At 68.7% G+C, this 22729-nt stretch carries 21 protein-coding genes; 15 read left to right on the forward strand and 6 right to left on the reverse strand.

From position 1 onward, the window contains the following. The 3 genes from AC1DHD_RS04320 to AC1DHD_RS04330 form a co-directional block, all read left to right on the forward strand. Nucleotides 1-315, forward strand: a 315-nt coding sequence (locus AC1DHD_RS04320; RefSeq protein WP_476878514.1) for a DALR anticodon-binding domain-containing protein, incomplete at its 5' end; no start/stop codon positions are given. A gap of 20 nt (nt 316-335) precedes the next feature. Then, on the forward strand, nt 336-2057 hold the full coding sequence (menD, locus tag AC1DHD_RS04325) for a 2-succinyl-5-enolpyruvyl-6-hydroxy-3-cyclohexene-1-carboxylic-acid synthase (RefSeq protein ID WP_476878515.1): 1722 nt from the start codon (nt 336-338) through the stop codon (nt 2055-2057). Nucleotides 2058-2263: 206 nt separating this feature from the next. After that, a complete protein-coding gene (locus AC1DHD_RS04330; RefSeq protein WP_476878516.1) occupies nt 2264-3217 on the forward strand; it encodes a hypothetical protein in 954 nt (317 codons plus the stop codon). A 138-nt stretch (nt 3218-3355) separates the two neighbouring features. On the opposite strand, the gene AC1DHD_RS04335 is transcribed toward AC1DHD_RS04330, so the two are convergent. The 4 genes from AC1DHD_RS04335 to AC1DHD_RS04350 form a co-directional block, all read right to left on the reverse strand. Then, nucleotides 3356-4132, reverse strand: a complete 777-nt coding sequence (locus AC1DHD_RS04335) for an amino acid ABC transporter ATP-binding protein (RefSeq protein WP_476878517.1) — start codon at nt 4130-4132, stop codon at nt 3356-3358. After that, nucleotides 4129-5088: an amino acid ABC transporter permease gene (locus tag AC1DHD_RS04340; RefSeq protein ID WP_476878518.1), complete on the reverse strand. Its 960-nt coding sequence runs from the start codon at nt 5086-5088 to the stop codon at nt 4129-4131. The genes AC1DHD_RS04335 and AC1DHD_RS04340 overlap by 4 nt, the downstream gene beginning before the upstream one ends. 35 nt (nt 5089-5123) lie before the next feature. Next, nucleotides 5124-6077: an ABC transporter substrate-binding protein gene (locus tag AC1DHD_RS04345; protein ID WP_476878519.1), complete on the reverse strand. Its 954-nt coding sequence runs from the start codon at nt 6075-6077 to the stop codon at nt 5124-5126. Between the two features lie 238 nt (nt 6078-6315). Beyond that, complete coding sequence (locus AC1DHD_RS04350) at nt 6316-7698, reverse strand: isochorismate synthase (protein WP_476878520.1); 1383 nt, start codon at nt 7696-7698, stop codon at nt 6316-6318. An 87-nt stretch (nt 7699-7785) separates the two neighbouring features. Between AC1DHD_RS04350 and AC1DHD_RS04355 the strand changes: the two genes are divergently transcribed. The 4 genes from AC1DHD_RS04355 (at nt 7786) to AC1DHD_RS04370 (ending at nt 12269) form a co-directional block, all read left to right on the forward strand. Beyond that, nucleotides 7786-8577 carry a demethylmenaquinone methyltransferase gene (locus tag AC1DHD_RS04355; RefSeq protein ID WP_476878521.1) on the forward strand — a complete coding sequence of 264 codons (792 nt, stop codon included), beginning with the start codon at nt 7786-7788 and terminating at the stop codon, nt 8575-8577. A 12-nt stretch (nt 8578-8589) separates the two neighbouring features. After that, a complete protein-coding gene (locus AC1DHD_RS04360; protein WP_476878522.1) occupies nt 8590-9930 on the forward strand; it encodes a geranylgeranyl reductase family protein in 1341 nt (446 codons plus the stop codon). Beyond that, nucleotides 9927-11027 carry a polyprenyl synthetase family protein gene (locus AC1DHD_RS04365; protein WP_476878523.1) on the forward strand — a complete coding sequence of 367 codons (1101 nt, stop codon included), beginning with the start codon at nt 9927-9929 and terminating at the stop codon, nt 11025-11027. The genes AC1DHD_RS04360 and AC1DHD_RS04365 overlap by 4 nt, the downstream gene beginning before the upstream one ends. An 810-nt stretch (nt 11028-11837) precedes the next feature. Further along, nucleotides 11838-12269: an endonuclease domain-containing protein gene (locus tag AC1DHD_RS04370; RefSeq protein WP_476878524.1), complete on the forward strand. Its 432-nt coding sequence runs from the start codon at nt 11838-11840 to the stop codon at nt 12267-12269. A 141-nt stretch (nt 12270-12410) separates the two neighbouring features. Here AC1DHD_RS04370 and AC1DHD_RS04375 read toward each other — a convergent pair whose 3' ends face one another. Together AC1DHD_RS04375 and AC1DHD_RS04380 are read right to left on the reverse strand one after the other, a co-directional pair. Then, the gene (locus AC1DHD_RS04375) at nt 12411-12839 is read right to left on the reverse strand and encodes a hypothetical protein (protein ID WP_476878525.1); all 429 of its coding nucleotides are present in this window, start codon (nt 12837-12839) and stop codon (nt 12411-12413) included. A 13-nt stretch (nt 12840-12852) separates the two neighbouring features. Further along, nucleotides 12853-13524: a trimeric intracellular cation channel family protein gene (locus AC1DHD_RS04380; protein ID WP_476878526.1), complete on the reverse strand. Its 672-nt coding sequence runs from the start codon at nt 13522-13524 to the stop codon at nt 12853-12855. Nucleotides 13525-13583: 59 nt separating this feature from the next. On the opposite strand from AC1DHD_RS04380, the gene AC1DHD_RS04385 reads away from it, so the two are divergent. From AC1DHD_RS04385 to AC1DHD_RS04420, 8 genes are all read left to right on the forward strand, one after another. Continuing rightward, nucleotides 13584-14318 carry a sirohydrochlorin chelatase gene (locus AC1DHD_RS04385; protein ID WP_476878527.1) on the forward strand — a complete coding sequence of 245 codons (735 nt, stop codon included), beginning with the start codon at nt 13584-13586 and terminating at the stop codon, nt 14316-14318. A gap of 74 nt (nt 14319-14392) precedes the next feature. Beyond that, a complete protein-coding gene (locus AC1DHD_RS04390) occupies nt 14393-16138 on the forward strand; it encodes a nitrite/sulfite reductase (RefSeq protein WP_476878528.1) in 1746 nt (581 codons plus the stop codon). Next, nucleotides 16102-16845 carry a phosphoadenylyl-sulfate reductase gene (locus tag AC1DHD_RS04395; RefSeq protein WP_476878529.1) on the forward strand — a complete coding sequence of 248 codons (744 nt, stop codon included), beginning with the start codon at nt 16102-16104 and terminating at the stop codon, nt 16843-16845. Before AC1DHD_RS04390 ends, AC1DHD_RS04395 begins: the two co-directional genes overlap by 37 nt. Beyond that, the gene (gene cysD / locus AC1DHD_RS04400; protein WP_476878530.1) at nt 16842-17900 is read left to right on the forward strand and encodes a sulfate adenylyltransferase subunit CysD; all 1059 of its coding nucleotides are present in this window, start codon (nt 16842-16844) and stop codon (nt 17898-17900) included. Before AC1DHD_RS04395 ends, cysD begins: the two co-directional genes overlap by 4 nt. Beyond that, a complete protein-coding gene (locus AC1DHD_RS04405) occupies nt 17900-19342 on the forward strand; it encodes a sulfate adenylyltransferase subunit 1 (RefSeq protein WP_476878531.1) in 1443 nt (480 codons plus the stop codon). Before cysD ends, AC1DHD_RS04405 begins: the two co-directional genes overlap by 1 nt. A gap of 64 nt (nt 19343-19406) precedes the next feature. Further along, nucleotides 19407-20417, forward strand: coding sequence for a GTP pyrophosphokinase (locus AC1DHD_RS04410; RefSeq protein ID WP_476878532.1), 1011 nt, complete (start codon nt 19407-19409; stop codon nt 20415-20417). A gap of 221 nt (nt 20418-20638) precedes the next feature. Further along, on the forward strand, nt 20639-21802 hold the full coding sequence (locus AC1DHD_RS04415; protein WP_476878533.1) for an ABC transporter substrate-binding protein: 1164 nt from the start codon (nt 20639-20641) through the stop codon (nt 21800-21802). A gap of 81 nt (nt 21803-21883) precedes the next feature. Further along, on the forward strand, nt 21884-22609 hold the full coding sequence (locus AC1DHD_RS04420; protein ID WP_476878534.1) for an ABC transporter ATP-binding protein: 726 nt from the start codon (nt 21884-21886) through the stop codon (nt 22607-22609). The last annotated feature ends 120 nt before the right edge of the window (nt 22610-22729 follow it).

The raw sequence follows: 22729 nt of genomic DNA on the forward strand, positions 1-22729 counted from the left end.
GCGGTCGACGCCGCGCGTCCCGCCGCACCGGTGGCGAGGATCGCCGTCGTCGACCCCGCAGAACGCGCCCTGGCGCTGCACCTGCTCGACTACGACGCCACACTGCGGAAGGTGGCCGAACTGCTCGAACCGCACCGCCTGTGCGCGTACCTGTTCGAACTCGCCCAGCTGTTCACCTCCTTCTACGACCAGTGCCCGGTGCTCAAGGCCGACGAAACGGTCCGCGAATCCCGGCTGTCCCTGTGCGGTCTGGTGCTGCGCCGGCTCTCCAGCGGCCTGGAACTGCTGGGCATCGAGACGCCGGAGAACATGTGAGCCCGGCCGCGGAGCCGGCCGTGCCTGCCGCGGGAGGCGGTCTGGGTGCCGTCGAGGCGGCACGGGTTGCTGTCGCGGCGCTGATCGGGGCCGGGGTCCGGTATGTCGTGGTGGCCCCGGGCTCCCGTTCCGCCCCCATGGCTTATGCCCTGGCCGAGGCTGACGCAGCCGGCCGGGTGGAGCTGCTGGTCCGGATCGACGAACGCGACGCCGGCTTCACGGCTCTGGGCCTGGCCTTGGCCACCGGCGCGCCCGCCGCCGTGCTCACCACCTCCGGCACCGCCGTCGGCAACCTGCTCCCGGCCGTCATGGAGGCCAACCACGCCGCCGTGCCGCTGGTGGTCCTCTCGGCCGACCGGCCCGAGGAACTGCGCGGAACCGGTGCCAACCAGACCACCGTGCAGCCGGACCTTTTTGGCGACCATGTGCGTTTCGCCGCGGACGTCCCGGCGGGGGAGAACCCGCTCCGGGCCGTTGAGACCGCCCTCAGCGCGGCCACCGGTGCGTTCGAGGACATCCCGCCCGGACCGGTCCAGCTCAACCTCGCTTTCCGCGACCCGCTGATCCCGGCTGCCGGCGACGGCCTCGGCGAAGCCGCCGGGCGCCGGGTCTACCAGGCCGCCCGGCAGCCGCTGGCCCTGGACTTCCCGGCCGCCTCCCCAACGCTGCCCGAACGGCGCACCGTGGTCCTGGCCGGGCACGACGCCGGCCCGGTCGCCGAGGCGTTCGCCCGCGCCCACGGCCTGCCGCTGCTGGCTGAACCGTCCTCGAACGCCCGGTTCGGTCCGAACGCGGTGGGACCGTACCGGCTGCTGCTGGAGCATTTCGGCCCGGAGTCTGGCCAGCCGATCGAACGCGTCGTCCTGTTCGGCCGACCCACCCTGTCCCGGCCCGTGTCCGCCCTGCTGGCCCGCGCCGACGTTCCGTCCGCCCTCTACCAGCCCGTTCCGGTGGCCTGGTACGAGCCCGGCCGGCGCACTGAACTGCCCCTGGAGACCCTGGCGGACCTGGCCGACTTTGCCGGTAGTGGCCGGGCGGCGTGGCTCGACGCGTGGCTGCTGGCCGGTGCCGCCGCCCAGCACGCCTTGGATTCGGTGCTTTCCGGGCCGGGCGGTTCGGGCGGGGCCGCCTCGGGTCCGGCCGTCGGGGCCCTGGTTTGGGAGCACACCCGCGGGCAACTCGTCCTTGGCTCGTCCAACGGGATCCGCGACGTCGACCTCGCCGGAACCCCGTCRCAGGAGCCCCAGGCCACCATCTTCGCCAACCGCGGGCTGGCCGGGATCGACGGCACGCTCGCCACCGCCACCGGCATCGCCCTCGGAGGGCGGCAGGAAACCACTGTGCTCTTGGGCGACGTGACCTTCCTGCACGACGCCGGGGGCCTGCTGCTGGGGGCGGGGGAGACCGTGCCTGCGCTGCGGATCGTGGTCCTGAACGACGCCGGCGGGGCCATCTTCGGGCTGCTGGAGCACGGCGCCGTCGAACGGTCCGGCCGCTACGGCACCGCCGTCGAACGACTCTTCGGCACCCCGCACACCGTGGACCTTGCCGCTCTCGCTGCGGCGTACGGCGTCGCGCACCGCGTGGTCAGCACGACGTCGGACCTTGCGGCGGCCCTGGCCGGACCCGTGGAAGGCCGCAGCATCATCGAGGTCCGCACCGACCGCCACGGCCTCCGCGACCTGCACGGGCGCATCCGTACCGCCGTCTCCGCCGCGGTCGAAGGGGTCCTGGGCCGCTAGGTCCCGGGCCACCGCCCGCCGGATCGGCGACCCTCGTACCGCGTGGCGCGGCGCTCATCGCCGGGCGATGCGCTGGAGCGCCTTCGACGCCTGAATACCCGTCGCGCCCGGACAATGACGCAGCGCAGAACCGGAAGTGCGTCGAATTTTCCACATGGCAGTGACTCATAATGGTGTGATCTCCGCCGGTCTGGGAACGTCAGCCCATGACTGAGTTGCCTAGGTTGATCCTCGCCCGCGAACACATCGAGCACGGGCTTTCTTCCAAGGAGCTGGCAAGGCGCTGCCGCTCCGGGGCGTTGGTGCGGGTGCGCCAGGGCGTCTATGTCGACGGCGGCGTGTGGCGGGACCTGAAAGCCTGGGACCAGTACCGCATCCGGGTCAGTGCGGCCGCGGAGACATTCGTGGCCCCGACGATCTTTGCCCGGCACTCCGCGGCTTCCGTTTGGAAGATACCGACCATCGGGATCCGGCAGCCCATTCATGCTCTGACGCTGCATACCGACGGCGGCCGCTCACGGGCGGGCGTGCGGCGGCACTACGCGCGGCCGGCCGGGCTGGAGTATGTCGAACGGAACGGGCTGTTGGTGACAGGGAGGGTGCGCACTGTGCTGGATCTTGCCTCCTTCACGCCCTTTGTCGAGGCGGTGGTTCCCGTCGACCACGTCCTAAAACCCGACGTCGAGCAACGGCTGACTTCCCTGACGAAAGAGCAGCTTCTGGCCGGGATCGAGGGAAACTACTCGGCGGCTGCGGCTCGGCGCATCAGGACGGCGGTGCAGTTCGCTGACCCGAGGTCCGGGTCGGCGGGTGAGTCTTACGGGCGGGCGCTCATGCATGTGGCCGGGCTTCAGGCCCCGGACCTCCAACACGAGATTCGCGACGAGGCGGGACTTGTGGGCTACACGGACTATTACTGGGACGGCGTGCGGATTGCAGGTGAGTTCGATGGCGTCGAAAAGTACCTCAAACCTGAATACCTCAAGGGCCGGACGCAGGCACAGGCCGTCATTGATGAAAAAATGCGGGAAGACCGGATCCGGGCGCAGGGACATGGTGTGGTCCGGTGGGTATGGGCGGATCTGATGGAGCCAACCCGCCTGGAGCGGAAGCTTGCGGCGGCAGGGGTGCCTCGGCGTCGTGCCCGTTCCGCCCGGTGACGGTGGCGCACATACCCGGCGACGCGTACCGCGCCCCGCGACGCGCAAAATGTCCCGCGACGCGGAAATGCCCTGCCGCGCCCGGAATTCCAGGAGCGACAGGGCATTTGCGCGTCGACGGGCGCAGGGCGCGTCGGCCTACAGTACGCGGCTCAGGAACTCCTTGGTGCGGGCGTGCTGCGGGTTGGACAACACCTCGCGGGGGTCGCCGGATTCGACGACGACGCCGCCGTCCATAAACGTCAGCCGGTCGCCAACCTCGCGGGCAAAACCAATCTCGTGAGTCACCACAATCATGGTCATACCCGACTTGGCCAGGTCCTTCATCACGTTCAGGACGTCGCCCACGAGCTCKGGGTCCAGCGCGGACGTCGGCTCGTCAAAGAGCATCAGTTCCGGTTCCATGGCGAGGGCACGGGCGATCGCCACACGCTGCTGCTGYCCGCCGGAMAGCTGSGACGGGTAGTGGTCTGCGCGCTCAGCGAGACCCACCCGCTCCAACAGTTCCAGGGCGCGCTTGCGGGCAGCGGCCTTCGACTGGCCCTTGACCTGCACCGGGGCTTCCATGACGTTCTGCAGCGCCGTCTTGTGCGGGAAGAGGTTGAAGCGCTGGAAGACCATGCCGATCTCGCGGCGCTGGGCTGCGATCTCCTTGGTCTTCAGGTCATGCAGGCGGCCGTTGACCTCGCGGTAGCCGATCAGCTGGCCGCCCACGGAGATGCGGCCGGCGCTGATGGTTTCCAGCAGGTTCACGCAGCGCAGCATGGTGGACTTGCCGGACCCGGACGGTCCGATCACCACCGAGACCTCGCCCTGGTTGACCGTCAGGTCGATGCCCCGGAGCACATGGTGCTGCCCGTAGTACTTGTGCAGGCCCTCAATCGCGACCAGCGGCTTTTCTGTGGTGACGGTCATCGTGCACTCTCCTCAGGGAAGTCCGTCTTCAGTGAGCGCTGCGCATCAGCACCGGCAGCCGAGGCTTTCGCGGCTGCGGGATTGATGGCGGCCGGAGCCAGGTTGTCCACGCCCTTGCCGTAGTAGGCCTCGAGGTAGTGCTGGCCCACCATCAGGATGCTGGTGACCAGCAGGTACCAGAAGGCAGCCACGATCAGGAGCGGAATGGGCAGGTAGATGCGGTTGGCCAGCGCGTTGGTGGCGAAGGTCAGGTCCAGGGTGAACGGCACGGCCAGGACCAGGGACGTGGTCTTGAGCATGCCGATGGTCTCGTTGCCCGTCGGAGGGACAAYGATCCGCATTGCCTGTGGCAGGATGATCCGCCACATGATCTTGCCCTTGGACATACCGAGCGCCTCGGCCGCCTCCGTCTGGCCCTTGTCAACGGACTTCAGGCCGGCACGGAAGATCTCGGCCAGGTAGGCGGACTCGTTGAGTCCCAGGCCAAGAATCGCCGGGATCAGGCCCTTGCTGGGATCCGAAAGCGCGTAGCTGAACAGCTCCGGCCCGAACGGGATGCCCACGGTGATGGCCGGGTAGAGCACCGTCACCAGGCCCCAGAACAGCAACTGGGTGTACACGGGGGTGCCGCGGAAGAACCAGACCCACAGCCAGCTGGTGTAGCGCAGGACGGGGTTGTCCGACTGCCGCATGACAGCCAGCAGGATGGCCAGGACAATGGCCAGGACCATCGAGGTGACCGTCAGGAACAGAGTCCACGCAACACCCTGGACTACTTTGACGTCCAGGATGTACGTTGCGACGACGTCCCAGCGGAAGTTGGGGTTCGTGAAGGCGCTTTGCACCATCAGCAGCAGGGCGCCGCCGATGATCACGGCGCTGATCCAGCGGCCCGGGTGCCGCACGGGCACGGGCTTGTTCAGGACCGGTGCTGCATGGTTGTGCTGAGTTTCCATCCCTACCCCTGTTGAGTTGTCTGTGGCGGGAAGACTCAAGACGCGGCCGCCGGGTTGACCTCGGACTTGGTGATGGCGCCCTCAGCGTTGCCCCAGGCCTCGAGGATCTTCTTGTAGGAGCCGTCGGCGATCAGCTTGGTCATGGTCTTCTGCATGAGGTCGGCCAGGGCGGTATCCGACTTGGCGACGGCGATGCCCTGCGGGGCGGCGTCGTAGACGTCGCCGAGCTTCTCCAGCTGGCCGTTGGTCTGGCTCAGCGCGTAGCCGATGATGGGCGAGTCCGCCGCCATGGCGTCGATGCTGCCGTTGACCAGGCGCGTGGTGACGTCAGTCTGGTTCTTCAGCGTGATGATGTCGATGGGCTTCTTACCCGCAGCCGTGCACTTCTTGTTGCGGCCGGCCAGGTCCGGATCCTCCTGGACGGTGCCGGTCTGAACGCCGATCGCCTTGCCGCACACGTCATCGAGGGAGAAGCCCTTCGGGTTGCCCTTCTTGACAGCCCAGGCGGTGCCGGCGTTGAAGTAGCTGACCATGTTTACCGCTCCGAGGCGCTCCTTGTTGATGGTGAAGGAGGAAATGCCGAGGTCGTACTTCGGGCCGAGGGCGGGCAGGATCCCCGTGAATTCCGCGGTCTGCACCTGGACCTTGAGGCCCAGGGTGGCGCCAATTGCCTTGGCGATATCGACGTCGTAACCCACCGGGGTCTGGCCGTCGGTGCCGAGGAACTCGGCCGGGGCGTAGCTCGTGTCCGCGCCGACGGTCAGGGTGCCCTTGGACTTGATGGCCGCGGGGACCATGGCCGCCAGCGAGTCGTCTTTCTGGACCGTCGTGGGGTCGAAGCTTGCCGACGCGGCGCCGGAAGGAGCGGGTGCGCCGCCGGTGCCGGTTTCGGAGGCGTTGGTGCAGCCGGAAAGGGCCAGGGCGCCGATGGCAAGGACCGCGGTGGCCGCGAACTTGGGGCTGCTCAGGAGCGAACGGGAGATCTGCATTTTTCTTACCTTTTGTTGCAGGGGCTGCGAAAACTAAGTCGGGTTATAGTGTATCGCCGAACAAGAGATGTACGTCACAGAAAACTTAGTTTCACTATTGGATAACTAACCAGAGGCGAAATGCAAGGCTGCGGCGAAGAAGCCTGTCTGTGACTCCGGATTCCTCCGTGGGGGCGCCGTTCGTGTGCAGGGCGTGCTTCGGCGACGGGGCGCGGGGGACCGGGCGCCCCCGGCGGGGTTAGTTGCTGATCCCGAGGGCTTCCAGCATCGGCCGGAACTTCGCCCACGTCTCGGCAAGTTCGGCTTCGGGCACCGAACCCTCCACTACGCCGCAGCCGGCATAGAGCCGCACCGTGTCCGGACCCTCGATGACCGCGCCGCGCAGGGCGATGCCCCACTCGCCGTTGCCCGCCGCGTCGAGCCAGCCGACCGGCCCGGCGTACGGCCCGCGGTCCAGGTGCTCAAGCTCGCGGATGAGGGCACCCGCCACGCCCGTGGGCGTCCCGCAGACCGCGGCTGTGGGGTGCAGGGCGTTGATCAGCGCCAGGCAGGTGGGCACGTGGCCCTCCACCTCGGCGAGTTCGGCCTTGACGTCGGACGCCAGGTGCCACACGTTCGGCAGTTCCAGGATGAACGGCTCGCTGTGGGCGTTCATCGCCTCGGAGAAGGGGGCGAGCTGGGTGGTCAGCGACTGGATGGCGATGTCGTGTTCGTGCCGCTGCTTCTCGGATCCGGCCAGGACGCGCTCGGCGAACTCCAGCGGGGAACCGGCCATCCCGTCGGCGTCGCGCCGGTCCAGGGTGCCGGCCAGGACGCGGGCCTGCGCGGTACGGCCTTCGACCTGGATGAGCATTTCGGGGGTGRATCCCACCAGCCCGTCGACGCCGTAGGTCCAGCATTCGCGGTACCTGACCGACAGCTCCCGCAGGATGCTGGCGGCGTTCGCACCGTCGGGCACGGTGGCCACGATGTCGCGGGCCAGCACCAGCTTCTCCAGCGCCCCGGTGCGGATTTCGGCGACGCCGGCGGCGACGGCAGCCATCCAGTCCGCCTCGCTGAGCGAGCCGGTGGTCAGTTTCGCGTCGCGTGCCGCCTGCGGATCCGCCGACGTCGACGACGACGCCGGGTCTCCCGCCGCCGGGTCCGCCGACGCCGACGACGCTGCCCCGCCGCCGTCGGCGTCCAGCCAGCGGGCCAGGGCGGCGCGGGCGCCTGCCTCGGTGAGCTCGCCGTCGTCGAACGTCAGCTGGGTCAGCCAGGCCGTACCGTCGCGCAGGCCCACCACGATTTCGGGCACGATCAGCCGGGAGGCGTGCGCGGACACCTTGGAGAAAGCGAAAGAGCCGAAAGCGACGGGGCCGGTGCCGGGGCCGCCGACCGCGTCTGTGACGTCGGCCTCAAGGACCAGGTGCCGCCACCAGATGTCCGCCTCCAGGAACCGGTCCGGCCCCGTGGCCGTGAACCTGGCGACCTCGCCGAAGCCGACCAGCCCGGCTTCGCGGCGGGTCCAGCACAGCACGTCGTCACGGACCAGAAACGACGGCAGCCCCCCGGGGAACGAATCTGCTTCGAGGGGGACTGTCAGGGTCCTGATAATTCTGTTACGGAACGCGCTCGTCATGATGAGACAACACTACTCCCGCCGCGCGCCGCGCCCCGGCCCGGACAGTGGTTAGGGGGTGGGTCGAAGATTTGAGACAATAACGGGGTGAACCGAGCATCCTTGGATAAGCGTCCGGACGAAGTAGCCACGATGTTTGACGACGTCGCCCCCAAATACGACGTCGTCAATGACGTCCTGTCGATGGGGCAGACGCGCCGCTGGCGCCGTGTGGTGGTCGAGGCCATGGACGTGAAAGCGGGCCAGCGCGTGCTGGACCTCGCCGCCGGGACCGGCACCTCCAGCGAGCCGTACGCCGACGCCGGGATCGACGTCGTCGCCTGCGACTTCTCCCTCGGGATGCTCAAGGTGGGCAAACGCCGCCGCCCGGACATCGATTTCATCGCCGGGGACGCGACCCGCCTGCCGTTCGCGGACAACACCTTTGACGCCAGCACCATCTCCTTCGGGCTGCGCAACGTCAACGAACCCAAGAAGGCGCTGGCCGAGATGCTCCGGGTCACCAAGCCCGGCGGACGCCTGGTGATTGCCGAGTTCTCCCAGCCCGTGGTGCCGCTGTGGCGGACCATGTACACCGAGTACCTGATGCGCGCCCTGCCCGCGATCGCCGTCAAGGTCTCCTCCAACCCGGACGCCTACGTCTACCTCGCCGAGTCCATCCGCGCCTGGCCGGACCAGGACCACCTCGCGGCGTGGCTGCAGGAAGCCGGCTGGGAAACTGTCACCTACCGCAACCTCAGCGGCRGCATCGTGGCCGTCCACCGCGCTCAGAAGCCGGCCGGCCCCGCAGCGGGTCCCGCCGCCGGAGCCGCGGCCGTGGCCAAGCACACCGGACCCGTGGCCAAACTGCGCCGCAACATCACCCGGCCCGAGCGGTAGCTGACCCCTGCCGTGAAAGTACTGATGGTCGGGGCTGGTCCGGCCGGATCCACTGCCGCGTTCTACCTGGCGCGCGCCGGCCTGGATGTCACGGTGCTGGAGAAGACCAGTTTCCCGCGTGAGAAGGTCTGCGGCGACGGACTGACCCCGCGGGCGGTCCGGGAAATCCAGAAACTCGGCCTGCCGCACCCCGAAACCGAGGGCTGGCGGCGGAACAAGGGGCTGCGGCTCATCGCCGGCGGACGCTCCATCGAGCTGCCCTGGCCCGAGGTTTCCGACTTCCCGCAGTACGGCCTGATCCGCACCCGCCTCGGTTTCGACGAGGAACTGGCCCGGCACGCCCAGGCCGCCGGCGCCGTCGTGCTCGAACGCCACAGCGTCACCGAGGCGCTTCGCTCAGAGGACGGGCGCGTGACCGGCGTCCGCTCCGCACTGCTGGACGATGCCGGCCGGAAAACCGGCGAGACGCGGGACTTCAACGCCGACGTCGTCCTGGCCGCCGACGGCAACTCCACCCGGACCGCCGTCTCCCTCGGCATCCAAAAGCGCGACGACCGGCCGCTGGGCGTGGCCGTGCGCACCTACTTCACCAGCCCGCGGCACGACGACGACTGGATGGAAGGCTGGCTGGAGCTCCCTGGACGCGACGGCAAGCTGCTGCCCGGCTACGGCTGGGTGTTCGGCGTCGGGGACGGCACCTCCAACGTGGGCCTTGGCATCCTGAACTCCTCCAAGGAATTCGGGAAGCTGGACTACAAGCAGGTCCTGCGCGAATGGACCGCCGGCATGCCGCGGGAGTGGGGCTTCACCCCGGAGAACCAGGTGGGCGAGATCCGCGGTGCCGCACTGCCCATGGGGTTCAACCGCACCCCGCACTACTCGCCGGGCCTGCTGCTGCTGGGCGACGCCGGCGGCATGGTTTCCCCGTTCAACGGCGAGGGCATCTCCTACGCGATGGAGTCGGCCCGCTTCGCCGCGGAGTTCATCCTTGACACCGCCGCCCGCTCGGCGTCGGCCGGCTGGAGCGGGGCCGACGCCGATGCGCGCCTCGCCGGTTACGCCGACTTCGTCCGGGAACAGTGGGGATCGCACTTCACGCTGGGCCGGGCCTTCGCCGCCGTGATCGGCAAGCCGGCCGTGATGAAACTGGCCCTCCGGACGGGCATGCCCATCCCTGTGCTGATGAAGTTTGTGGTCCGGTTGCTCGCCAACCTGACCGATCCCTCGGCCAAGGGCATCGAGGACCGGATGATCCGGATCCTGGAGGCCCTGGTCCCGGCCACGTCCAACACCCGGCCCGTTCCAGACTCAAATCCGCGGATTCCGCAACAAAAAGTTAGGGTTAACCCGTGACCAACTCTGCAGACCAAAGCTGGACGCACGCCGGACACGGCCTGCCGAGCGCCGAACCCAGCCTCAACACCACCGCCATCGCCACCGGCCTCCAGCTGCCGGCAGGCTTTGCGGCCATCGCCGGGGACCCGGAACTGGGCCCGGCCATCACCACCAACCTGGCCCGGGTGGAAAAGAAGCTCCGCGAGGCGATCGCCAATTCCGATCCGCTGGCCGACGCMACCTCCCGCCACCTCGTTGAAGCCGGCGGCAAGCGCATCCGTCCGCTCCTGACCCTGCTCTGCGCCCACCTCGGCGACGCCTCCCTGCCTGCGGTGGTGCAGGCCGCCGTCGTCGTCGAACTCACGCACCTGGCCACGCTGTACCACGACGACGTGATGGACTCCGCRCCCTWCCGCCGCGGYGCCCCCACSGCGCACGARGTCTGGGGCAACTCSGTRGCCGTGCTGACCGGCGACCTCATCTTCGCCCGCGCCTCGATCCTGGTTTCCGAGCTGGGGTCCCGCGCCCTGGGSATCCAGGCCCGGACCTTCGAGCGGCTCTGCCTGGGCCAGCTGCACGAGACCGTGGGCCCGCGCCCGGATGAGGATCCGGTGGCGCACTACCTCTCCGTCATCGCGGACAAGACCGGTTCCCTGGTGGCCGCTTCCGGCCAGCTCGGCGCCATCTTCGCCAACGCCGATCCGGACTTCGAGGCCCTGCTGGTCGAATACGGCGAGAAAGTGGGGGTGGCGTTCCAGCTCGCCGACGACGTCATCGACGTCACCGGCGTCAAGGTAAAGTCCGGCAAGTCCCCGGGCACGGACCTGCGCGAAGGGGTTCCCACCCTGCCGGTGCTGCTGCTGCGCAAGGCCGCCGACGACGGCGACCAGTCCGCCGTCGAGCTGCTGACCCTGATCGACGGCGACCTCAGCTCCGATGAAGCCCTGGCCGAGGCCGTGGCCGGACTGCGCGAACACCCGGTCACCGCCGAGTCCTGGCGTGTGGCACGCGTCTGGGCCGACGAGGCGATCGCCGCCCTGGCGCCGCTTCCGGCCGGTGTGGTCAAGGATTCCCTGACCAGCTTCGCCCACGCCGTGGTGGACCGCAGCAGCTAGCAGCGGAACGGCCGCGCGCATCTGCCGCGGCGGGGGGAGTGCCTCCCGAGCCTTAAACCGGAATGGCCCCGGTTCTTCACAACGTTACGAGTCGTCCGTTGTGCGGAACCGGGGCCATTTCTCCGTTCGCATCAGATCCACCGGAGGCATTTGGTGAACCCACGAACGAGCATATGACAGTTGTGTCACATTGTCTAGCCGACTTGTAAATCGACTGTCACGGGTTGTCGACGTGGGCCTTCGGCCGGGTGGGGGCACATTGCGGCCTTGGGGGAGGGTTCGGGCCGTATTCGACGGCGTGTCCGCGCCAAAGCGCCCCGGGGCTGTCGCGCGGACGGGCCGGACTTGTCCACATGACGTCGAGCGCCAGGCGGCTCTAGGCTCCCGGCGGGGCACACTTGCGACGTGAATGTTGCCTCCTACCTTGCTGCCCGGGGCGGTACCGCCACCGCAGCCGCCTTTCGCCAGGCGGGATTCAGCCGCCATCGGATCACGGAGTCGCTGGCCGGTGGCGACATTGTGCGGCTCCGCCCCGGGCACTACGGGCTGCCTGCGGATACCAGCGATTACCGGGCGGCCCGCGAACTTAGGGGCTTGCTGACCTGCCTATCGGCCGCCCCGGGGTACGGCTTATGGACGTTGGTGCCGGCCCGGTCCCTGCATCTGTGTCCCGGGCACCGCTCGGCGCCGCCCGGGTCCGTTCCGCATGGCCGCTGCCGGCACCCCCGGCACCCGTGGCTCCCCCTGGCCGGGCTGGCCGACGTGCTGGTCCACGCGCTTCGCTGCCTGCCGGAGACGGAGGCTCTGGTCATGACCCAGTGCGCCGTGGGCCGCGGAGACATCACTCTGGGGTTCCTCCGGAGCAGGCTCCCGGGAAACCGCAATGCCCGCGCCCGGGCGGTGCTGGACCTGGTCATCCCCAGGGCCGATTCGCTGCTGGAAGTACTCGCCAACCGGGCTTTTTGCCGGGCCGGACTTCAGGTATCCCGGCACGTTGATATTCCGGGCGTGGGCGAAGTCGACTTCCTGGTGGAGGGTTGCCTCGTGGTGGAGACCGACGGTGCCACACACCTGGAGTCCCGCCAGGTCAAAAAAGACCGCCGGCGTAACAACGCGACCGTCCTCGGAGGTTACCTGGTGCTCAGGTTCGGCTACGACGACGTCGTCCATCACCCGGAGAGGATGGTAGCCGACGTCGTCCGCGTGCTGGAGTTGTGGCGCGGGGGTGCCTTCCGGCCGTGATAACCCACAGCCCAGCGGCACGACGGGGCTTCTTCGGCGCCGCAGCCCGGTAACCCCGGGCCCGGCGGCGGCGTGTCCGTGTCAATGTGCCCCCGGACGGCGGCTAGCCCGGAGAAGCCAGCCCGGGAACCTGAAGGGTGGCTAGTCCTCGTCCTCGTCGTTGAACGCCCACTCGAACATGTCGAAAACGAACTCGGAGAACGTGCCTTCCTCGCTCTTCCACTGGCCGCGGGCGTTGTTGCGGCGGTAAACAATGGGGTCCGGGACGCCGAGGTCGCCCACGCGGAACCCCCAGGTGAACTGTTCTTCCTCGTCTTCGAGGAACATCAGGAAACCTTCGTCGTCGACCTCGAGCTCCTCGGGGTCCCAGAAGTAGTGGTACGCCTCCATGAGGTCTTCGCAGCCGCCGAGGGCCAGGTAGAACTCGCGGAGGACCAGCGGAACCTGGAACTGGTGTTCGGCGAGGGCCGCGTCGAGCTCGTCGGCGGCCAGCCCGTCCTCTTCCTGCCATTCGTCTTCGAGATACTTCGGAACAAGCGCGCGGAACTTCTCGAGGAACATGTCAGTCATGCTCTTATCCTAGCTAATCCCGGGGCCCGGTTTCGGCCGCACCCGGGCGCAGCCGGTGCCACCCGCGAACGGCCAAGGGGGCCACCCAGCGGCGCCGCCAGGCGGTGACGCGGAAGGCGAAAACCAGGGCCGCCACGGCGCTGGCGGTCACGGCGTTAAACACCCCGCTGACTGAGAGGGCCACGGTCAGCGCCGCCCCGGTGAACGCCGGCAGCGCGTAGATGTCCTTGGGATCGAACAGCTGCGGCACCTCATTGGCCGTGATGTCCCGCAGCAGGCCGCCGCCCACCGCCGTCGTGACCCCCAAGAGAACAGCCTCCACCGGATGCATGCCCGCGGCGAGGGCCTTCAGGCTACCCGTGATGCAGAACAAGGCCAGCCCGCCGGCGTCGAACAGGACCAGCAGCGAAGTGAAGCGCTGGACGCTGGAGAACAGGAAGTACACCAGCACCGTGGCCAGCAGCGGGGGAACCAGGTACGCCGGGTTGCTGAACGCCGCGGGCGGCCCTGTGTTGATGATGATGTCGCGGATGACGCCGCCGCCCAGGCTCACCACGGAGGCCAGCAGCAGCGAGCCCACGATGTCGAACTGCTTGCGCGCGGCCAGCAGCGACCCGGAGACCGCGAAGAAAAAGACGCCCGCCAGGTCGAGCCAGACCATAACGAGGCTAAAGGAGAAGGTCATGGGCGTTCCGGTCGGGTGCGAGGGGCGGATGGGGCGGCTCCAAGGTTACGCTAACGGCTATGAATAGCCCCATCCTGATCGCCTGCGCCCACGGCACGTCCAGCACCCAGGGAGCGGCGGAGGTCAATGCCCTGCGCGACGGGATCGCCGCCCTGCGCCCCGGGCTTGACGTGCGCGAGGCCTACGTCGACGTCCAGGACCCGGAGCTGCCCGCCGTCGTCGCCGGACTGCCCGTGGGGGAGCCCGCCGTCGTGGTGCCCCTGCTGCTCAGTGTCGGGTACCACGTCAAGGTGGACATCGCCCGGGCTGTGGAAGGCCGGCCGGGCACCGCCGCGGCGGCGCCGCTGGGACCGGACCCCCGGCTGGCCGCACTGCTGGACCAGCGGCTGCGCGAAGCAGGAGTGACAGACAACGACGCCGTCATCCTCGCCGCAGCGGGCTCCTCCGACGCGACCGCCGCGGAAAACGTGGAGGAACTCGCCGGCCAGCTGCGCGCCCTGCGGCCCAACAGGATCGTGCCCGCCTACGGTGCGTCRGCCACGCCGTCCGTGCCGGAGGCCGTGGCCATGCTCCGGGAGGAAGCCGCGGGAGGCGCCGGCGCCGGGCTCTCCGCCGGAGCCGTGGACCTGGGCGGCCGCGTAGTCATCGCCTCCTACCTGCTGGCCCCGGGCTTCTTCCACGACCAGCTCGCCAAGGCCGGCGCGGACCTGGTCACCGCCCCGCTGCTGCCGTCCCCCCTGCTGGCCGAGATCGCCCTGGCCCGGTACGACGCGGCGGTCGCCCGCACTACATGACGAAATGTTGCCCAAGGTGACCCCGCGTTTCTGAACCTTTGTGACGCCATTACGGCCACCCCTACAGTCGATCCATGACTGATACAGCTCTAGCCGGAGCGTCCCGGGACCAGGCCGACGCGGCCCGCGCCAAACGCCCTGCCCGTCCCGCGGCCAAACCGCACGGTCAGTGGAAAGTGGATGGAACCGCCCCGCTGAATGCCAACGAAAGCTGGAAACAGGAAGACAACGGACTGAACGTGCGGGAGCGGATCGAATCGGTCTACGCCAAACGCGGATTCGACTCGATCGACGGCACGGACCTGCACGGCCGCTTCCGCTGGTGGGGCCTCTACACCCAGCGCAAACCGGGGATCGACGGCGGCAAGACCGCCACCCTGGAACCGCACGAGCTCGAGGACAAGTACTTCATGCTGCGGGTACGGATCGACGGCGGCGCCCTCACCACCGAACAGCTGCGCGTCATCGGCCGGATCTCCGTGGACTTCGCCCGGGGCTCGGCCGACCTCACCGACCGGCAGAACATCCAGCTGCACTGGATCCGGGTCGAGGACGTGCCGGAGATCTGGCGCCGCCTCGAAGCTGTGGCCCTTTCCACCACAGAGGCCTGCGGCGACGTGCCCCGCGTCATCCTCGGCTCCCCGGTGGCCGGCATCGCCAAGGACGAGATCATCGACCCGACGCCGCTGATCCACGAACTCRCCGAACGCTTCATCGGCGATCCCGAACTGGCCAACCTGCCCCGCAAATTCAAGACCGCCATCACCGGGCACCCCAGCCAGGACGTGGTCCACGAGATCAACGACGTGGCCCTGGTGGGCCTGGTCCACCCCGAACTCGGCGCCGGGTACGACCTCTGGGTGGGCGGGGCGCTGTCCACCAACCCGATGCTGGGCAAACGCCTCGGCGCCTTCGTCCGGCCCGACCAGGCCGCCGACGTGTGGCTCGGCGTCACCAGCATCTTCCGCGATTACGGCTACCGGCGCATGCGCACCAAAGCCCGCCTGAAATTCCTGCTGGCCGACTGGGGAACCGAAAAGTTCCGCCAGGTCCTTGAGGACGAATACCTCGGCTACAAACTCGACGACGGCCCGGCGGCTCCCAAGCCGTCCACCCCGGGTGACCACATCGGCGTGCACGAACAGAAGGACGGCAAGTACTTCATCGGCGCCACCCCGCTGGCCGGCCGGCTCTCCGGCAGCCAGCTGGTGGAGCTCGCGGACACCCTCGAGGCCCGCGGCTCACAACGGCTGCGCACCACCCCGCACCAGAAGCTGGTGGTCCTGGACGTTCCCAAAGACCAGGTGGAACCACTCGTAGCCGAGCTCGACGCCCTTGGCCTCTCCGCCCGGCCGTCCGTGTTCCGGCGGGGCACCATCGCCTGCACCGGCATCGAGTTCTGCAAACTCGCGATAGTCGAAACCAAGGTCACCGCCGCCACCGCCGTGGCCGAACTGGAGCGCCGGCTCGCCGACCTGGTCGAAACCAAGCAGCTCCCGCAGGCGCTGTCACTGCACATCAACGGCTGCCCCAACTCCTGCGCCCGGATCCAGACGGCGGACATCGGCCTCAAGGGCATGATGCTGCCGACTCCCGACGGCGATCCCACCCCGGGCTTCCAGGTCCACCTTGGCGGCGGACTCGCCTCCGACAACCGGGAAGAGGCCGGCCTCGGCCGCACCGTCCGCGGGCTCAAGGTCACGGCCGGTGAGCTGCCGGACTACGTCGAACGTGTGGTCCGGAAATTCGTCGCGGACCACGCCGAAGGGCAGAGCTTCGCCGAATGGGCCTTTGCTGCCGAGGAGGGGGACCTCCAGTGACCACCGCTCTCCGGACCCACGACGAGCTCAAGGCCCTGGCCGAGGCCGGCGCAGCCGAGCTCGGCTGGGACACCCCGGCCCGTGACGTCATCGCCTGGGTKGCCCGCCATTTCGAGCTCCCGGCCGTCGCGGTAGCCTGCTCCATGGCCGACGCCGTACTCCCGGCCCTGGTCGCGGACCAGCTGCCCGGCGTCGACGTCCTCTTCCTCGAAACCGGCTACCACTTCCCGGAAACCTACGCCACGCGCGACGAGGTGGCCGCGAACCTGCACGTCAACGTCGTGGACGTGCTGCCGGAAACCACCGTGGAACAGCAGGACCGGCTCCTGGGCAAGGACCTCTTCGCCCGCGACGCCGCCCAGTGCTGCGCGCTGCGCAAAGTGGCACCCCTGCGACGCACCCTCGCCGGCTACGAACTCTGGTTCACCGGTGTCCGCCGCGACGAAGCCCCCACCCGCACCAACACCCCGCTGGTCAGCTGGGACGAGGCCAACGGCATGGTCAAGGTCAACCCGGTCGCGGCCTGGACCTTCGACCAGTTGGTGCAGTACTCCGATGACAACCTCCTGCCCGTCAACCCGCTGCTTTCCCAGGGCTACCCGTCGATCGGCTGCCAGCCCTGCACCCGCAAGGTAGCGCCCGGCGACGATCCCCGCGCAGGACGCTGGGCAGGAACCGACAAGACAGAATGCGGACTTCACGTATGAGCAACTTGAGTACGACGACGACCACGGCTGGCTTCGCCTCCGTGGCGGGCTACGCCTCCACAGCAGATGCCGCCCCCGCCCCTTCGCCGGACGGCGATGCTGCAAGCAGCATCCCGAGTTCGACCGCTCTGCGGTCGGGTCACCTGAACGGCGCAGCCCCGGCCCGCCTGTCGTCTTTGGACACATTGGAATCCGAGGCGATTCATATCATCCGTGAGGTGGTGGCCGAGTTTGAGAAGCCGGCGTTGCTGTTCTCCGGCGGCAAGGACTCCGTGGTGATGTTGCACCTGGCTACCAAGGCGTTCTGGCCCGGGAAGGTGCCTTTCCCCGTGCTGCACGTGGACACCGGGCACAACTTCCCGGAGGTCATCGAGTTCCGGGACCGGACCGTGGGACGGCTGGGGCTCAAACTCGTCGTCGGGAGCGTCCAGGAGTTCATTGATTCCGGTGAGTTGGCCGAACGCGCCGACGGCACCCGTAACCCGCTGCAGACGGTGCCGCTGCTGGACGCGATCCAGCGCAACAAGTTCGACGCCGTGTTCGGTGGCGGCCGCCGGGACGAGGATAAAGCCCGGGCCAAGGAGCGGATACTGAGCCTTCGGGACGAGTTTGGCCAGTGGGACCCGCGCAACCAGCGGCCCGAACTGTGGAACCTTTACAACGGCCGCCACACCGTGGGCCAGCACGTCCGGGCCTTCCCCATCAGCAACTGGACCGAGCTGGACGTGTGGCGCTACATCGAGCGCGAGAACATCGAGCTGCCTGGCCTCTACTACGCCCACGAACGGCAGGTCTTCGCCCGTGATGGCATGTGGCGCGCGGTGGGCGAGGTCTCGCAGCCGCGCGAGGACGAGGCCGTCATCACCAAAACGGTCCGCTACCGGACCGTCGGCGATATGTCCTGCACCGGCGCCGTGGAATCCGCCGCCGTCACCGTGGGCGACGTCGTCATCGAAGTCGCCGCCTCCACCATCACCGAACGTGGCGCCACCCGGGCCGATGACCGCATCTCCGAGGCCGCCATGGAAGACCGCAAGAAGGACGGCTATTTCTAATGAGTACCACTGCAACCGTGCCTGACTCCGCCGCCGCGAGCCTCGGGCTCGCCTCCGCCTCGCTGTTCCGGTTCGCGACCGCCGGATCGGTCGACGACGGCAAGTCCACCCTGGTGGGCCGCCTGCTCCACGACTCCAAGGCGATCCTCGCCGACCAGCTCGACGCCGTCGCCCGGACGTCCGCGGACCGCGGATTCGGCGGGGCCGGGGCCACCGGCACCCAGGCCATCGACCTCGCCCTCCTTACCGACGGCCYCCGCGCCGAACGCGAGCAGGGCATCACCATCGACGTCGCCTACCGCTACTTCGCCACGGACCGGCGCAGCTTCATCCTCGCGGACTGCCCCGGCCACGTGCAGTACACCAARAACACSGTSACSGGCGCGTCCACSGCGGACGCCGTCGTCGTSCTCATCGACGCCCGCAAGGGTGTCCTGGARCAGACCCGGCGCCACCTGTCCGTACTGCAGTTGCTGCGCGTCGCCCACGTGATCGTGGCCGTGAACAAGATCGACCTTGTGGACTTCAGCGAGGACGTGTTCCGCGGCATCGAGGCGGACGTCCAGCAGGTGGGGCGCGAGCTGGGCCTCGGCCGCCAAGAATCGAAAAGTGGCGGCGCCACTGACCTGCTGGTCATACCCGTGTCCGCGCTGGAGGGGGACAACGTCGTGGAGCATTCCGCCCGGATGCCCTGGTACGCGGGACCGGCCCTGCTCGAGGTGCTGGAGCAGCTGCCCGCCGCCGACGAGCTCGAAAGCCACCTCGAAAGTTTCCGGTTCCCCGTCCAGCTGGTCATCCGGCCGCAGGGCGCGCTGGCGCCGGACGCCGTGGCCGGTGGGCTCGACGCCGGGGCGTACCGCGACTACCGGGCCTACGCCGGGCAGATCACCGAAGGCTCCGTGAAGGTTGGGGACCAGGTGTCCGTCCTGACCCCCGGCCAGGCCCCGCGCACCACCACCGTCACCGGGATCGACTTCGCCGGCACGGAGCTGGCCGAGGCGGTCGCCCCGCAGTCCGTGGCGCTGCGCCTGGCGGATGAGTTCGACGTCGCCCGCGGTGACACGATCGCCGCGACGGGGACCATCCGGGAGGCATCAGCCGATCTGTATGCGGCCCTTTGCTGGCTCTCGCCCAAGCCGCTGCGCGAAGGCGCGAAGGTCCTGGTCAAGCACGGCACCCGGACGGTCCAGGCCCTGGTCCGGAACGTGAGCGGCAAACTGGACCTGGCCACGTTCGGCCTTGAGGGCGCGTCTACCTTGGAGCTGAACGACATCGGCCACGCCCAGCTGCGGCTCGCGGCGCCCCTGCCGCTGGAGAACTACCTGCACCACCGGCGCACCGGGGCGTTCCTGGTGATCGACCCGCAGGACGGCAACACGCTGGCCGCCGGGCTGGTCAAGGATCACCCGGGCGACCACGAAGACGAGCGTTACTCGATCTGATTCACTAGAGTTGACCCCACCGGAGCGGCAGCGTCCGGGTACGGCCCGGCTGGGGAGGGGTTGGATGTCAGAGCACGCAGAGGTTGTGGCAAGATCCCTCGATGCCTACGCCGCGCAGCTGACCCGGCTGGCCGGGGCGTCCGCGGCGGTTGAGGGTGCCATCCGGGCCCGGCTGCGCGACGACGGCCTCAACCACCACACCGTCCAGTCCCGGGTCAAGGATCCCGACTCGGTCCGCGCCAAACTGGAACGGCTCACCCCGGACGGCACGCCCAAGTACAGCCGCGGCCTGGAGCAGCTCGATGACCTGATCGGCGTCCGCGTCATCATGTTCCTCGAACCCGACATCGCCGACGTCGCCACCGCCCTCAAGGCGCAGTTCCACTGCCAGGAGGACGACGACAAGACCAGCTCACAGCGCCGGAACGGCCAGATCGGCTACGGCGGCCGGCACCTGATCCTGCGCGTCCCGGACCAGCTGACCCCGGCGGGCTGCGAGCCGTTCGTCGGGCAGCGGTTCGAGGTGCAGATCCGGACCGTCCTCCAGCACGCCTGGGCCGCCTTCGAACACGATGTCCGGTACAAGGGCCGGGTCGAGGCGAGCGCCGAGGTGGACCGGGCCTTCACCATGGCCTCCACGCTGATTGAACTGGCCGACGCGCAGTTCTCGGCCATCAACGACATCGTCAAACGCCGCAAAGCCGAAAGCAGCGCGGCGTTAATCGGCAGCCGGGCCGACCTCACCGGGGAGATCCTGGAGGACCTGCTGACCCGCAGGCTCGCGGACAACCCCAGGAGCCAGGCCCACCAGTACGACCTGCTCGTGGCGCTGCTGGCGGCCAACGGCGTCGAGACAGTGGCGGAAGCGGAGGCGCTCTTCGGGGCCGCCGACTGGTCCGGGGTGTCTACGCAGATGATGTACCGGTTCCCGGCCGGGCACTTCCGGATCGCCGATGACTTCCTGCTGTGGAAGTGGGGCGCGGACTACATCGAGCGGACCAAGTCCCTCGGCGAGGATCCCAAACGCGAGTCCAAGCTGCGCTACCGGCTCGAGAAAATGGCGCACTCAGCCTGAACTTGCGCCTGGCCCTGAGCCTGCGCATGTGACGCAGCATGACCTAGCGTGACCCCGGGTTTCCGCACCATTGAACCCGGTTAGTTCCCCTCCCTAGGGTGAATCCATGACCACTCCGGAACTGTTTTCCAGTGCCTCCCTCGGGGCCTCCCGGGAGCGATGTCGCCGGCGCTGACCCCGCCAGGCCCAAGCCGCACCCCTCCCACGAACAGGATTCCCCCATGTCATCCACACCTGAAAACCCCACGCCCACCGGCACCACCCGGATCGTCGCCGGCGAAACGGCCAAACCGCGGCGCAAGCGCACCGTCGAAATCGGCGTCGCCGTCGGACTGGCACTGCTGATCGGGGCCGGTGCCRCCGTCGCCTCGACCGTTTCCCGCACCAACGACGCCGCCGCCGCGCCGGCCGCTGCCGGACCCGCCACGGAACTGCGGCTCGGCTACTTCGGCAACGTCACCCACGGCCCGGCCCTGGTGGGTGTCAGCAAAGGCTTCATCGCCAAGGAACTGGGCCAGACCAAGCTCAGCACCCAGGTCTTCAACGCCGGCCCGGCCGCGGTGGAGGCCCTGAACGCCGGAGCCATCGACGCCACCTATATCGGGCCCAACCCGGCGATCAACTCCTACGTCAAGAGCAAGGGCGAATCCATCAGCATCATCGCCGGCGCCACGTCCGGCGGCGCGCAACTGGTGGTCCGGCCCGGGATCAACTCGGCCGCCGACCTCAAGGGCAAAACACTCGCCACCCCGCAGCTCGGCGGAACCCAGGACGTGGCCCTTAGGGCCTGGCTGGGCAAGCAGGGGTTCAAGACCTCGACGGACGGCAGCGGCGATGTCACGATCAACCCCACCGAGAACGCCCAGACCCTCAAACTGTTCCAGGACGGCAAGCTCGACGGCGCCTGGTTGCCCGAGCCCTGGGCCTCGCGCCTGGTGCTCCAGGCCGGGGCGAAAGTACTGGTCGATGAGAAAGACCTCTGGGACAAGGGCCAGTTCGTCACCACCATCCTGATCGTCAATAAGAAGTTCGCGGCCGAACACCCCGCTACCGTCCAGGCGCTCCTCAAGGGCCACATCGAATCCGTGGACTGGCTGAACGCAGCGCCGGCCCCGGAAAAGGCCGCCGTCCTCAACGACGCACTCAAGGCAGCCGCGGGCAAGGCGCTGCCTGCCGACGTCATCGACCGGTCCCTGAAGAACATAGTCTTCACCGTCGACCCGCTGGCAGGAACGTACAAGAAGCTGCTGCAGGACGGCGTCGACGCCGGCACCACCAAGCAGGCCGACATCAACGGCATCTTCGATCTGGCCCCGCTCAACAAGGCCCTGGGCGGGAGTGCCGCCGGCAGGAAAGTCTCCGCCGGAGGGCTCGGCACGGACTAGCGTCCCGCCTCCGCCTCCCGTCACGCCCGCACACCGCCTCCTGGCACGCCCGCACACCGCCACAAAAGTAAGGACCAGACCATGCCAGTCGTACTGGAGAACCTGGGGAAGCGCTTCGGCGACGGCGCCCCGGTGCTGGACGGCGTCAACGCCAGCATCGGGCAGGGCGAGTTCGTCGCCCTGCTCGGTGCCTCCGGCTGCGGCAAGTCCACCCTGCTGAACATCATCGCGGGACTGGAGGCGCCGACGTCGGGCGCCCTTGAGGTGCCCAGTGACGGCGCGGCGTTTATGTTCCAGGACGCGGCGCTGTTTCCTTGGCTGACCGCCCGGGAGAACATCGAGCTGGCACTGAAGCTGCGCGGCGTCGGGAAAGCTGACCGCAGGGCCAAGGCGGGGGAGCTGCTGGACCTCGTACACCTTGGCGGTGCCGGCGACAAGCGGCCGCACGAGCTCTCCGGCGGGATGCGGCAGCGGGTGTCCCTGGCCCGCTCCCTGGCGCAGGACCGGCAGCTGCTCCTGATGGACGAGCCCTTCGCCGCCCTCGATGCGATCACCCGCGACCTGCTCCACGACGAACTTGAACGCATCTGGAAGGAAACCGGCCGCACCATCGTCTTCGTCACCCACAACGTCCGCGAGGCCGTCCGGCTGGGCCAGCGTGTACTGCTGCTCTCCTCCCGGCCGGGGCGGGTGGTGCGGGAGTGGCACGTCAGCGAGGAACACCGCACCGACGCCGGACTGGCCGGCCAACTCACCGGCGAAATCACCGCCCGGCTACGCGAGGAGATCCGCCGCCATGCCAAGTAACCAACTTCATGTGGCCGACGCGCAGGCCGGGACCCACAAGGTCACCGCCGCGCTCACCCGGTCCACCGGCGGCCAGGAAGATCTGCGCGCGCTCGAGGCGGGCCTGGATTCCCTGCAGTC

The sequence above is a fragment of the Arthrobacter sp. 05L45_2 genome (assembly GCF_056397525.1).

What these genes read in the sequence shown, in the direction of transcription:
- AC1DHD_RS04330 (WP_476878516.1), top strand. Translation starts at nt 2,264, where the DNA reads ATGACTGAGTTGCCTAGGTTGATCCTCGCCCGCGAACACATCGAGCAC.
- AC1DHD_RS04345 (WP_476878519.1), bottom strand. Translation starts at nt 6,077, where the DNA reads ATGCAGATCTCCCGTTCGCTCCTGAGCAGCCCCAAGTTCGCGGCCACC.
- AC1DHD_RS04370 (WP_476878524.1), top strand. Translation starts at nt 11,838, where the DNA reads ATGACCCAGTGCGCCGTGGGCCGCGGAGACATCACTCTGGGGTTCCTC.
- AC1DHD_RS04375 (WP_476878525.1), bottom strand. Translation starts at nt 12,839, where the DNA reads ATGACTGACATGTTCCTCGAGAAGTTCCGCGCGCTTGTTCCGAAGTAT.
- AC1DHD_RS04380 (WP_476878526.1), bottom strand. Translation starts at nt 13,524, where the DNA reads ATGACCTTCTCCTTTAGCCTCGTTATGGTCTGGCTCGACCTGGCGGGC.
- cysD (WP_476878530.1), top strand. Translation starts at nt 16,842, where the DNA reads ATGAGCAACTTGAGTACGACGACGACCACGGCTGGCTTCGCCTCCGTG.
- AC1DHD_RS04410 (WP_476878532.1), top strand. Translation starts at nt 19,407, where the DNA reads ATGTCAGAGCACGCAGAGGTTGTGGCAAGATCCCTCGATGCCTACGCC.
- AC1DHD_RS04420 (WP_476878534.1), top strand. Translation starts at nt 21,884, where the DNA reads ATGCCAGTCGTACTGGAGAACCTGGGGAAGCGCTTCGGCGACGGCGCC.